Here is a 12,800-nt window from a genome sequence, read left to right as displayed (position 1 = left end):
GTTCCTGAAAATAAAACCCTCTGCGATGATGACCGGATACACCCACAATATTAAAAACCGCCGGGCATCCTTTGATATCCGACGGTTTCTTACATTTATATTTTAGTTGCCTTCATCATTCTCTGACTCATCGCCGCTGATTATATTGTAGCCTTTCAGCAGGGCGACCTGTTTGATTGTATGATTGTCTGTATCCAGAACAATCCATTTATCTTTTTCGGTATTGATATAATCGTCGACTTCGATATCTGCATTGACGCTTTGCATCCAGCCGCCGATGGTGTCAATATCTTCACTGTCTTTAAATTCAATGCCAAAGTCGTCAGTAATGTCATCAATTAATACACGTCCGTTAATATGATAGATGTTATCCTCAACTTTAACGATGTCCGGAACTTCATCTTCGTCAAATTCATCTCTGATTTCACCGACGATTTCTTCTAAGATGTCCTCCATGGTGATCATCCCTGCAGTCCCGCCGTATTCATCAATGATCAATGCGATATGCACGCGTTCACGCTGCATTTTTATCAGTGCATCACTGATGCGTGATACTTCAGTAATCAACGGAATTTCATGTATATAGTTATCCGGTCCGGCATTGCTGTTCGATACATGATTCGTTAAAAATTCACGCACGTTGATAAAGCCGATGATCTGGTCTTTATCTCCGCTGTCATCCGTGACGGGGTAACGTGTAAAGTTGTGTTCCTGAACAGCGCCGAGTACATCATCAATCTCTATCGGTTCGGTCAATGTAATCATCTGTGTTCTCGGCACCATGATATCTTTTGCCAGCCTCTCATCAAAAGAAAAGATGTTCTGCATGTAGGCAAGTTCAGTCTGGTTGATTTCCCCGCTCTGATAACTGTTCGTCATGATGACTTTCAATTCTTCTTCTGAGTGCGCCTGTTCTGTCGGCATATCTTTAAAGCCGACGAGTCTCAATAAAAATCTTGAAGTGCCGTTCATGGACCAGATCAAAGGTTTCATGACCACTCCAAAGAAATACATCGGTCTCGAGAAGGCCATCGCCATCTGTTCAGCATATTGAATTGCAACTGTCTTTGGTGCCAGTTCACCCACTACGACGTGGATGAATGTGACTATTGCAAACGCAAATGCCACAACAAGCGGCGTTGTCAAATCTTCAGGTACGCCTATCAGATTAAAAAATGGATGAAGAATCACCTCGAACGTCGATTCACCAATCCACCCCAGACCTAAAGCCGTCACTGTAATACCAAGCTGACAGGCGGATAAGTAATAATCCAGCTTCTGTGTCATCGCCTTGACCAATGCCGCTTTTTTGTTTCCTTCATCTATAAGGTTATCCAAACGCGATTGTCTTGCTTTTACTAACGAGAATTCTGATCCTACAAAGAGCATCGTAAGTAAAATTAAAATTGCAAATAAAACTAAATTTATTAAGGTTGATATGTCCAAAATGTTCCCTAAAAGGGATTCACCTCCGGTAATTTTTGACCACGATTGTGCAATATTGAATTATTTATACTGATTTTATTATCACTTAACAACGTAAGTGATAAGTTAATTTTCAAAATCGCCTTCCCAATTGTAGTCACCTCCACCAAAAGTTAATTATTAAGAGTATTTTACCATATATAGGGATAGTTTTACTAACAAATCCAACCACTTAAATTCGGAGATGTTTTTACACATTGAAATTTGTATTGAAAATGCATATAGTTTTGTTTTATAATGATATTTGTGAACTTTAAAGGTGGTGTAGTAATGTGTTATTCCAATTTAGATGAACGCCTTTGTTTCAATCTATACAATATACAGCGACAAGTGAACCGCTTCTATTCGAGTCACGTTCTGCACGATACTGACTTGACATATACACAATATTTGGTTTTGACTCTTTTGTGGAAACACGAAAAGTTAAACTTAAAAACAATAGCAGAGATGCTTCAGCTCGACAATGCCACTATCTCGCCCCTGATTAAAAGAATTGAAAATCTGGGGTACGTCAAGCGTGAAAGAGATATGTACGATCAAAGGCATGTATATGTATCAGCAACTGAAGAAGGCAGCCGTTTAGAAGAAAAAATCGGGCATAGATTTTCATTATTTACCGAGCATCTTTCATTGAGCCGGGAAAAGAATGATGAACTTTTGGAGACACTTAGACTGATAAATTCAGATTTAAATAAATTAAAAATAACTCAGCCGTAACGGCTGAGTTATTTTTATTGTCCTTTGACCAACCCGAAACCGATTGTGCCGTGTCCGACGTGGACGCCGGCGACCGGCACGAGCGGTTCAAATACTAAATTCAAGTTGGGCAAATGCTTCTGGATGGTATTTTTCCATTCTGACGCAAGTGATTCATGTCCGGCATAAACAATAGCGAGTGTTTTAATCGCATCATCTTTAATGTGACTTTCCAAAGTCTGCAGAATATGCGAGATCATCTTTTTCTTCGTCCTGACTTTATGTCCCACAATCACTTTTCCTTCTTCGAACTCAAGTTTGAGCTGAACCTGCAGTAACGTTGCAAGTACAGATTGTGATGCAGACACCCGTCCGCTTTTTCTCAGCTGTGAAAAACTGTGCGGCAGCAGATACAACTGAGTATTTTGAATCATTTTTTCAATCTCAGCTTCAACATCTTCCAAAGTTTCTCCATTCTTTCTGCCCTCCACCACACGATCGATCATTTTTCTCATGGGATAGCTGCCGATTCTGGAGTCGATGACGACCGCCGGTTTGGAAATTTCTTTAGAGACACTCAGCGCACTCTGGTATGTTCCCGTGAGTTCGCTTGATGCATGGATTGAAATCACAGAGTCGTATTGGTCATCCTGTTCTATCTCTTCATATATCTCCATGAATTCACCGATGGTCGGCTGTGAAGTCTTTGCGCCTTCACCACTTTCTTTCAATAGGTTATAAATCTCTGTGACAGATTTATCCACACCGTCTTTATATGCAATCCCATCGACGATGACAGACATCGGCAATACTTTAATATCATGTTCCTCGATAAAAGATTGTTCCAGACCTGATGCAGAATCAGTTACGATCGCGTATTTTTTCACAATTTTCCTCCTCAATACATATCATGTTGAGTGTAGCATGATGCACAGCCCATCTACAAATAATCCCTGAATCTTTTAACCGCTTCATAGACGGCACCTTTACGCCCCATCAAGTCTTCATACGTGCCGCTTTCCATGATGCGGCCTCTCTCAATAAAGTGTATACGGTCAAATTCATGAATGTAAGACAGATCATGTGTACTTACAATGACGGTCTGTCTGCTTAAAATTGTCTGCCAGACTTTTTTCTGCAGTTCTTTATTCAGCTTGGCCGAAGGCTCGTCCAGTATCCACCAATTTCTATCCTCTATGATCATCCGGATAAAATGCAGTCTCTTCTGTTCGCCGCCTGACAGCTGGCCTGTATAATAAACAAAATCTTCAGGATTGAAGTGTCCCAGGCCAAACTCAACGAGCAGGCTTTTTATTTGCTCATCAGATATTTTAAAATGATTGAACATCGTCAAGTTGTCCCGGATGGTCGCATTATAAAAGTCCAGATGCTGCGGCATGACGCCCATTTTCCGTTTGTCGATCAACTGATTGAGGAGTGTGGTCTTACCAGATCCGCTGCTGCCGATGATTACATGCTTCTCTCCGTCATTCACCGTCATACTGACGTCTGTCAGTGCGTCGTATGCACCGGCAGGGTATTTAAAAGAAACATTGCTTAAAGTCAAGCCCCGCCCGGAGTACTTCGGTTCACTTCCGATATTCGACGCGTCATTTTCAATCTGCTCAACTTTCTGCTTTGTATTGAAGTATTGGCTTGCCGGTTCAACAACCGGCGTCAACACTTCAAAGTAACTGATGACCAGCAATATCAGCATCGGAATTAAAAATATGTGATCATCCTGCATCAACAGGATTACTCCAGTGATGACACCGAGCTGTATCATACCGCTCAAAAAATCAATCATTGAATCTTTAAAGCTTTTCCGGTTTTTATTCAGGCTGATTGATTTTAACTGCTTATCAATATCCGACTGAACTTGCGTATTTTTGCCATCGATGAAAAGATCCGTGAAACCATGGATGAACTGATACGTTTTAAGAAATGCATTTGTATCCAGTCGATCGTATTCCGCATCGATTTTGTCATCCCATCTGCTGAATACAAATGGCAGGATGACGAGCATCAGCAATGCAACAATCAATGAGATGACCACCATGACGGTATTCAGCAATGCCGATAACAGTATGATGACGATCGACAGCAGTGCCGCGACGACGTAAGGATAGATGATGGTAATATAATAATTCTCAATATCTTCGAAGTGGCGGCTCAATGTCTGGATGAAACGGACGTTGTGCCTGTCTTCATCATCTGATAAAGTCGATTCGAAATACCGTGTGCGCATTCTTGAAATGAGTTTAAATGTTGAGTTGTGCGACAGGAGCCGTTCTAAATATTTCAATCCGCCCTTGGTCATTCCGAATAATTTTATCATTGAAATGATCAGCAGGATGACGAATATCGGCGGCTCGAAAAAGCTCAGGCTGATCATATAGCCACTGAGTCCGAAAATCGATATGCCGATCAGACTGCCGGCGACTCCGAGCAGTATACTGTAGATGACATGCTTTTTTTCATCTCTTAAATATTCCATCATATATCACCCCTTTCGAGCTTTCTATTCTCAAGGTGATAATGTGTGTCACTGATATTCAGCAGTCTCTGTCTGTGAACGACCGCAATGATTGTTGAGAATTCTTTGAATTCATTCAAATGGTCAAGCACTATACTTTCTGTTTCAGCATCCAGAAATTCGGTCGGCTCATCCATGACGATGATGCCCGGCCGTTTTAAAAGAACGCGTGCTATTTTCAAACGGACGATTTCACCGCCTGAAAACGGCACATTATTATTGACGATCGCCGTATGGATGCCTTCGGTCAGCTTATTCACACTGTCCATCAGCTTCAGTTTCCGAAGTATATCCAACACCGCTTCCTCGCCGGCTTCTCCGTCGGAGAGGTAGTCGAATAATGTACTGTCATTAAAATAAAGTTCATCGGAAATATAGCCGATATCCACTGTGGACAGTTTGACATTCCCACTCTCCGGCGGCAGTAGACCGACAATCGTTTTTAAAAGTGTCGTCTTCCCCTCTCCGGAAGGACCGGTAATGGCATTGATCGTCTGCGGCCTGAACCTGATATTTATATCTTCGGCCAGCACTCTTTCACCAAAGCCGATATCCACATTTTCAAGTTCGACGGCATATGAATCTGAGCCTGATATGGTTCTGTACTCTTCATGCTTTGCCGGTGACTTGAGCCATTCGTCCACTTTGTCCAAGTGTCCTCTTGCCAGCTGGCCGTTATGGAATTCAACGCCCAACACTTTAAGTGCATTATAAAATTCCGGGGCGAGCAGCAGTGTGAAGAAGGCTGCATAGAAAGTGATATTTTCAAATATGATGATCTGGAGTCCGATTTCAAGTGCCACAAGGCCGATACCGAGTATCGTTATGAACTCGAGCATCAAAGAGGATTGGAATGCATATTTCAAAATTTTCATCGTCTGTGTTACGAAATCTTTATTATTCTCTTCCAGCCTCTCTTTGACGGACGCTCTCGAACCTGTGTAACGGACGGTATCCTTACCGCGCACGAGATTTAAAAATAAAGTCCCCATATCATCGAATTGAGAGGCCTGTTTATATGACTCATCCCTTGTCTGCAGCCCCACCAGCACGTAATAGAGCGGTACGAAGGGGGCTGTCAGAAGCAGGATGACGGCCGCATTCCTGTGGATGAAAAACAGGACGATGATGATGACCGTCAGCTTCACCATCGTATTGACTATTGTCGGTATGAACACCTGCTCAAACGGCCGGTATTTTTCCAAATGTACATATAATGCATTTAAGAAGGACTCTGATTTCTTATTTGTCGTATCATTCACTTTGGATAACAACCGGTTTCCGTAGTGCTCCATGCGTCTATGTGCGACATGGGCTGTACTGTATTGATAAATTGCACGCAAAGATATGAATGCCGTGAAATATACGAGCATCCATATGAGCAGAGTATATGATAATGTCTGATCTCCAACAATGAAATCAGATAAAATGACTGACAGATGATGTCCAAAAAAGACATAAAATATGATCATCACTAAAGAGATTAATGCATAAATCATCAGCCATTTCCTTGGAAATTCCATTTTCATTCTTAACGCTTCCTATAATAGATTTGAAAAAAACGCGAAGTAATCTTCACGTTTTATCCGCCAATATAACTCATATTAATTTTCTTACGTGCCTGTCGTCTCTCTTCAGTGATTTCAGTCCTGATTTCAGAATAACGGTCGTCACGCTTATTCCATACGCCGACCAGAATATCCTGGAGCTCTGAATCGTCTATGCCTTCACGCATTAAAGTCTTGATATCAAACCCTTCTACAGCAAACAGACAGCCGTAGAATTTACCATCGGATGACAGTCTCGCACGTGTACATGTAGAACAGAAGCTCTCTGACACGCTTGTAATGAAGCCCAAATATGATTTTGCATCTGTATGGCGGTACACTTTGGCCACTTCACCGTAATATTTCGGAGAACGCGGTTCCAGATCAAACTCTTTGTCCAGAATCTCCATAATTTCTTTTTTAGTGACCACTTTATCGAAATTCCAGCCGTTATCATTACCAACGTCCATAAACTCTATGAAGCGCAGTGTGACATCGTCCAGCTCTTTGAAATAACGTGTCATTGGTACAATTTCGTGTTCATTCAGGCCTCTTTGGACCACCATGTTCACTTTGATTTCAAAACCGATGGACTGTGCGTATTTGATCTGTTCCAGTATTCTCGATGTACCGATGCCCCTGTCGTTTATCTGTCCGAACAGTTCATCATCCAGTGCATCAAGGCTGATGTTCAATCTGCGAAGTCCGGCATCGTACAACTTTTGGCCATGTTTCTTCAATAACAGACCGTTCGTCGTCAGTCCGATATCTTCAATACCTTCTATATCATTCAATACTGCTATCAGCTCGTGTAAATCTTTACGGAGGAGCGGCTCACCACCGGTAATCCGTAATTTTTTAACACCCATACCTGCATATATTTTTGCGATCCGTTCAATTTCTTCAAAGGACAGCAGTTCATCCTGTTTCATGAATTGAAAATCATCGCCAAAAATCTCCTTAGGCATGCAGTAGCGGCATCTGAAATTACATTTATCTGTTACAGAGATGCGAAGGTCTCTTATCGGCCTGCCAAACTTATCTGTAATCTGTTCAGTCATAGCATCCCTCCTTGTTCTATATCACTTTTATAATTTATATTCCTGAATATTTCGGGGCTCTCTTCTGTCTCGGATACATCGAGCATTTTGACATCCTTATTATTGAAGAACGCCTTGAAGCTCAACCGTTCCGACTGTAGCTGGCCTTCCAATTCATCTTTTAAATCAGTACACTGGAAGACACTGATTGTTGGATGCATTTTATCATCTTCTGTTGAGACAATGAAAGTATTTGGATTGGACACTGCCGAATCATGCAGCTTTTTCAGCCATTCCGCTGTAATAAAAGGCGTGTCGCATGAGACGACCAACAATCTGTCTCCGGGAAAGGCTTTCGCTGCTGCATACAGACCGCCGAGCGGTCCGTAATCCTGATAGTTTTCATCATCTATGACTGTCTCATAATCAAAATACGGTGCAAGAGCCTTGTTTGTATTGATAACAATTTCATCACATAATCCAGCATCCGATAAAACATCGTAGACATGCTGATACATCTTCTTACCGTTGAATTCATACAGACTTTTCTGTTCGCCGAAACGGGTCGATCTGCCGCCCGCCAGCACGACACCGATTGTCTTCATCAGCCGCCGCTCACAGGAGGTATCAGAGCAACCATATCTCCGCTTGATAAAGTATGATCATCTTTAACGAATGATTCATTGCTCGCAACCTGGAATACCTCTCCGTCGAGGGCCGGGTAGTCTGCATAAATCCTGTTTTTCAAATCTATAACTTTCATCGAATCATCCGTGTCCAATTCGATAACGTCATTGCCCACTTTTTCCTTCAAACCGGCAAAAAGCATTACTTTCATCATTATTTCTCCTCTATACTGGAATGATAATGACGGGAATCTCCGATCCACTCTTCACCATCAGACCATATTTCTTTTTTCCATATCGGCACAATCTCTTTCAAACGGTCGACTGCGTACTCATTTGCCCTGTAGCTGTCCGCTCTGTGCGGTGAGCTGGTGACAATGACTACAGCAATGTCGGATATATCCAGTTTGCCGATACGGTGGCCGATTGAAGTCAGCACTCCCGGCCAGCGTTCTGAAATCTCGTCGCCGATCTGGGCGAGCATCTTTTCAGCCATTGGAACATATGCTTCATATTCCAAATATATCGTCTGAGTGCCTTTTGTCCATTCCCTGACATGCCCGGTGAATGTACAGATTGCACCCTGCTTTTCATTTAAGACAAAATCGTGATACTCCATCGGTTCAAGTGGTGTTTCAACTACTTCAAACTGTTTCATTCATCTATACTCCATTCTTTAAACCAAGTCATGATAGCCTCTTCATCATAACGTATATCAAAAGACTTTAACACATTCGGAAGACTGATATTTTTTAAATTTGTGTGACCGCTTTTGAAAGAATACTCCATAAAAATTTTAGGATGCCCCTCTTCTTTATAGCCTTCTATCAAAATAAAATCCACAAGCCCGGAAAATTCGTCTATCTGCTGTTTCAGATCCGGCTCTTTATTTTCAACAGTCATCACGGTGCCGGGTGTATTCAAAATTGTGTAATCCGAGCCGGTTTCGATAAATTTCCCCGTATCGGTCGACGCGTCATGCACTTCGTCACGATGATGATGTTTTATGACGGCCACTTTGTAATTCTGTTCTTTCAAATATTCGACCATGCGGTTCACGGTCGTCGTCTTACCGCTGTTTTTAAAACCGGTCACCTGCAGAATCTTCATCTATTCCACTCCGAAACGGTCAGCACTTGAAGTCACATCAGTCATCATCACTTTGACTGCATCACCTTTTTCAAATCCACGGGTACCGCCCGGCATGACGATGACACCATTACTTTTTGCAATCGAAGTGACCGCATTGGACTTATTGAATCCGGAAGGTTTTGCATACACCTGTCCATTAATATATTGAACTTCTGCACGAATGAAGCGCGTGAACGGATTCGGCTTTGTAAAATCTTCATCGAGTGTCGCATCGATAAACGGTGCATGCACATTTTCAGAAGACATCATCGCCTGTATGGCAGGACGGACGAACAATTCAAATCCTGAATAACATGCAGATGGATTGCCGCTTAAACCGAACAGGAATTTATCACCCAGCCTGCTGACTGTCGTCACACTGCCGGGTCTCATCGCAACTTTGTTGAACAGTACATCCGCACCGAGCTTGTCATAGATCTTCGGCAGAAGATCATAATCTCCGACAGAAACACCGCCGGTCGTAATGATCATATCCACCTCTTCCAGCATCTGTTTTATATTGTCATGCAGCGTATCCAGATCATCACTCTGCATGTGATACCTCTTACCTTCTACGCCTGCCCTCTTAAGCTGCGCAAGAATCATCGGTGTATTCGAGTTTCTGATTTTACCCCGGACCAGCTCGTCATCGACATCCAAGAGCTCACTGCCTGTCGATAAAACACCGACGACCGGCTTTTTAAATACTTCAACTTCGCTGTATCCGAATGTTGCCAGAACAGCGACAGTTCCCGGATTGATGAGAGCACCCTTCTCTAAAATGATATCACCTTTGGAACTCTCTTCTCCCTGCACGGCAATGTTATCATCCGGTTTAAAAGTTTTACGGACTGTAAATCCATCGTCTGTTTCTTTAGCCTGTTCGAACATCACGACAGTATCCGCACTCTCAGGAATCTCTGCACCCGTCATGATTCTGAACGCTTCGTTTTCCTGCAGTTCGTAATCACTCGTAGAACCCGCCGGTACCTCTTCGACCACTTTGAACGGCACACGATTATCTCCGCTTGCCCCTTCCGAGTCCTTCGCCCTGATGGCGAAACCGTCCATCGCCGACTTCGTAAATAAAGGCACGTCATGCGTTGCGACAAGATCATTTGCCAGAATGCGTCCGTGTGCCTCAAGGTAGGATACGACTTCCGTATCCGTTACCGCTGTATTCTCCAGCACCAGTCCCACTGCTTCGCTCACTTGAATCGGTTTTCTATTTAAAGTCATTAAGTCTCCTACTTTCTAAAACTTTTTCTGTTATAATCTATTGTACTAGAAAGGATGGTTGAATTGACAGATTTTACTCACTTTAATGAAGAAGGACGGGCCAAAATGGTTGATGTCTCAAATAAAGAGGTCTCTACCAGAATCGCGAGAGCATCAAGCTCTGTAGAAGTCACTGAAGATATATATGATGCAATTACCGAAGATAAAATCAAGAAAGGAGACGTCCTGTCCGTTGCACAGATCGCAGGAATCATGGCAGCAAAAAATACTCATCAGATAATACCGATGTGCCATCCGCTCTCACTGTCAGGCGTCGATATTTCATTCAGCTGGAACACAGATTCAGGTTATCTTCTGAACATCATTACGGAAGTTAAGACAAAAGGACAGACCGGTGTAGAAATGGAAGCACTGACAGCAGCGAGCGCCGCAGCACTCACCGTCTACGACATGTGTAAGGCACTCGATAAAGGCATGATCATTCACGAGACGAAACTCATCTCGAAGTCCGGCGGCAAGTCAGGAGACTATACAGCCGAATAACTGAATAGTAATTTCTGCCTGCTCACCTGGAGTACATTTCGTCTCTGAGTGAGCAGTTTTTTTATTTTTCTGCTCACTTGGCAAATTTCCCATGGCTGTGTGAGCAGGGTTTTACCGCAGCCGTTCAGTTGGCCGTTTTATCTTGCTCAGCTGCACGGCTGACTGCCACAAACGTTTAGTTAGAGGCGATTGCTGGCTCAGCTGCACGGCTGCTTGTCTCAAACGTTTAGTTAGAGGCGATTGCTGGCTCAGCTGCACGGCTGCTTGTCTCAAACGTTTAGTTAGAGGCGATTGCTGGCTCAGCTGCACGGCTGCTTGTCTCAAACGTTTAGTTAGAGATAATTCCTGGCTCAGCTGCACGGCAGGACGTAGCAAAATACAAAAACCCCACCATAATTTGCATATGACAGGGACCCATTTTTAGATGTCAGTCTTCTTTAGTCACTTCGAACACGAGGTGGTTCAGTTCGGGTACGACTAACTTTTCCATTGCCAGCTTCACTGCACCGCTTGAACCTGGCATTGAAATGATTATCTGGTTGGCGTGTGTTCCTGCCACCGCTCTGGAAAGGATACTTCTTGAACCGATGTCTTCCGTGTAGCTCAGCATACGGAAAATCTCTCCGAATCCTTCAACTTCTTTATCGAAGAATGTTCTGACCGCCTCGATTGTCACATCTCTTTTCGCAATACCTGTGCCGCCTGTTGTAATAACCGCATCTACGCCTTTGTCCAGCATTCCGGACACGGCTTCTTTAATCGATGCGATGTCGTCTTTGACAATTTCGTAGTTGTCTTCTTCAATCACAGTGTTGATATCTGCCAGGTATTCCTGGACCAGCTTACCGCCTTTGTCAGTTTCTACAGTTCTCGTATCACTTACAGTAATCACCGCAACATTAATATCGCGATCAATTCTTTCAACAATGCTCATGTATATTCTCCTATCCGAATAATTGATTCACTATGGTTCTTGCTTTATTCGTCTGATCTGCACCATGGATTAATAAACGCCCGTTATTGAAACTTACTATACGGTAGTCATCATACTTGAACTCGACAAAATATGGTGTTTCGTTCATGGCTATATCGCGGATCGCGAGTGCTTTCACTACAGTATCCTTCGTCAGCCGTTCATCTATATACTGTACCGTATCTCTGCCGCATAGACGCATCGACATCTGGCCTCTACTCCCCGCTCTGAGCTCAGGAAACTCATGTGTGCCGCATGTCGGACACTCCGGATCTTTCATACCGTCTATCTTGAACTTCATGTGATCCATGTCCCATGTGTTGCCCATCCGCATATAATACGGCGCTTCAAACTGCTCTGTCATGATTTTGAATGCTGTGGTCACCTGCTCTGACACCGCCATGTGCACTGCAGGAGAAATAACACCGACAGTATCACAAGTCAATGTCGTTGTCGGCAGCACCGGCACGAGACATCTGTAGCACGGAGTCATCCCCGGCACAAAACCGCAGCTGGAATAAGATGCTTCCACACATGCTGCATTCACCCATGGTTTGTTCAGCTTGAATGCCACGTCATTAATCAGCATTCTCGTATCGAAATTATCCGTACCGTCCAATATGATGTCCGCCTTATTTGCAAGAGATTCCATCAAGATGGCGTCGGCATGAGCGATATGTGTCTCTAATTCCATATCACTCCTGATATGTTCGAGACGTTCTTTCGCAGCGATGACTTTGGGCACTTTTTCATTGGCGTCATCCTCTGTATACAATGTCTGCCTCTGTAAATTTGACATTTCGACATAGTCCCGGTCAATCAGAATCATCTTCTTGACACCGGCTCTCGCAAGCATTTCGCTTGAAAGCGAACCAAGCGCCCCCACCCCGACGATGAGTACCGTACGGGACTGGATGAGGCGCTGTCCTTCACTTCCTATTTTGTTGAATAAAGTCTGTCTTGAATATCTATTCATCATTTTCA

Annotated in this window: 14 protein-coding genes; 2 read left to right on the top strand and 12 right to left on the bottom strand. The window is 43.3% G+C overall.

Going from position 1 to position 12,800, the window contains the following annotated elements; translation table 11 throughout:
* Positions 1 to 102 precede the first annotated feature (102 nt).
* A complete protein-coding gene (locus ACY8DT_RS08630; protein WP_462419904.1) occupies positions 103 to 1,446 on the bottom strand; it encodes a hemolysin family protein in 1,344 nt (447 codons plus the stop codon).
* Between the two features lie 444 nt (positions 1,447 to 1,890).
* Here ACY8DT_RS08630 and ACY8DT_RS08625 point away from each other — a divergent pair, with 444 nt between their 5' ends.
* Complete coding sequence (locus ACY8DT_RS08625) at positions 1,891 to 2,202, top strand: MarR family winged helix-turn-helix transcriptional regulator (protein WP_462419903.1); 312 nt, start codon at positions 1,891 to 1,893, stop codon at positions 2,200 to 2,202.
* Positions 2,203 to 2,216: 14 nt separating this feature from the next.
* Here the strand turns inward: ACY8DT_RS08625 and fakB are convergent, their stop codons facing one another.
* Genes fakB through ACY8DT_RS08580 form a run of 9 tightly spaced genes read right to left on the bottom strand, consistent with a single transcriptional unit; the run spans position 2,217 to position 10,300 of the window.
* Positions 2,217 to 3,068: a fatty acid kinase binding subunit FakB gene (gene fakB, locus ACY8DT_RS08620; protein ID WP_462419902.1), complete on the bottom strand. Its 852-nt coding sequence runs from the start codon at positions 3,066 to 3,068 to the stop codon at positions 2,217 to 2,219.
* Between the two features lie 53 nt (positions 3,069 to 3,121).
* Complete coding sequence (locus ACY8DT_RS08615) at positions 3,122 to 4,678, bottom strand: amino acid ABC transporter ATP-binding/permease protein (RefSeq protein WP_462419901.1); 1,557 nt, start codon at positions 4,676 to 4,678, stop codon at positions 3,122 to 3,124.
* Positions 4,678 to 6,246: an ATP-binding cassette domain-containing protein gene (locus ACY8DT_RS08610; protein WP_462419900.1), complete on the bottom strand. Its 1,569-nt coding sequence runs from the start codon at positions 6,244 to 6,246 to the stop codon at positions 4,678 to 4,680. Before ACY8DT_RS08610 ends, ACY8DT_RS08615 begins: the two co-directional genes overlap by 1 nt.
* Before the next feature lie 53 nt (positions 6,247 to 6,299).
* Positions 6,300 to 7,325 (bottom strand): GTP 3',8-cyclase MoaA, encoded by a 1,026-nt coding sequence (moaA, locus tag ACY8DT_RS08605; RefSeq protein ID WP_462419899.1) that lies wholly within the window; start codon positions 7,323 to 7,325, stop codon positions 6,300 to 6,302.
* Positions 7,322 to 7,909, bottom strand: a complete 588-nt coding sequence (mobA, locus tag ACY8DT_RS08600) for a molybdenum cofactor guanylyltransferase (RefSeq protein WP_462419898.1) — start codon at positions 7,907 to 7,909, stop codon at positions 7,322 to 7,324. Before mobA ends, moaA begins: the two co-directional genes overlap by 4 nt.
* Entirely contained in the window at positions 7,909 to 8,145 is a 237-nt protein-coding gene (locus ACY8DT_RS08595; RefSeq protein ID WP_462419897.1) for a MoaD/ThiS family protein, read from the bottom strand. Before ACY8DT_RS08595 ends, mobA begins: the two co-directional genes overlap by 1 nt.
* The gene (locus tag ACY8DT_RS08590; RefSeq protein ID WP_462419896.1) at positions 8,145 to 8,588 is read right to left on the bottom strand and encodes a molybdenum cofactor biosynthesis protein MoaE; all 444 of its coding nucleotides are present in this window, start codon (positions 8,586 to 8,588) and stop codon (positions 8,145 to 8,147) included. Before ACY8DT_RS08590 ends, ACY8DT_RS08595 begins: the two co-directional genes overlap by 1 nt.
* A complete protein-coding gene (gene mobB, locus ACY8DT_RS08585) occupies positions 8,585 to 9,040 on the bottom strand; it encodes a molybdopterin-guanine dinucleotide biosynthesis protein B (protein WP_462419895.1) in 456 nt (151 codons plus the stop codon). The genes ACY8DT_RS08590 and mobB overlap by 4 nt, the downstream gene beginning before the upstream one ends.
* Complete coding sequence (locus tag ACY8DT_RS08580; protein WP_462419894.1) at positions 9,041 to 10,300, bottom strand: molybdopterin molybdotransferase MoeA; 1,260 nt, start codon at positions 10,298 to 10,300, stop codon at positions 9,041 to 9,043.
* Between the two features lie 63 nt (positions 10,301 to 10,363).
* Between ACY8DT_RS08580 and moaC the strand changes: the two genes are divergently transcribed.
* Complete coding sequence (gene moaC, locus ACY8DT_RS08575) at positions 10,364 to 10,843, top strand: cyclic pyranopterin monophosphate synthase MoaC (RefSeq protein WP_462419893.1); 480 nt, start codon at positions 10,364 to 10,366, stop codon at positions 10,841 to 10,843.
* 427 nt (positions 10,844 to 11,270) lie between these two features.
* Here moaC and ACY8DT_RS08570 read toward each other — a convergent pair whose 3' ends face one another.
* A complete protein-coding gene (locus ACY8DT_RS08570; protein ID WP_462419892.1) occupies positions 11,271 to 11,777 on the bottom strand; it encodes a MogA/MoaB family molybdenum cofactor biosynthesis protein in 507 nt (168 codons plus the stop codon).
* 10 nt (positions 11,778 to 11,787) lie between these two features.
* Complete coding sequence (locus tag ACY8DT_RS08565; protein ID WP_462419891.1) at positions 11,788 to 12,792, bottom strand: ThiF family adenylyltransferase; 1,005 nt, start codon at positions 12,790 to 12,792, stop codon at positions 11,788 to 11,790.
* Positions 12,793 to 12,800: the final 8 nt, after the last annotated feature.

The organism is Salinicoccus sp. Marseille-QA3875 (genome assembly GCF_054950095.1).
This window is presented reverse-complemented; position numbering and strand designations above follow the sequence as displayed.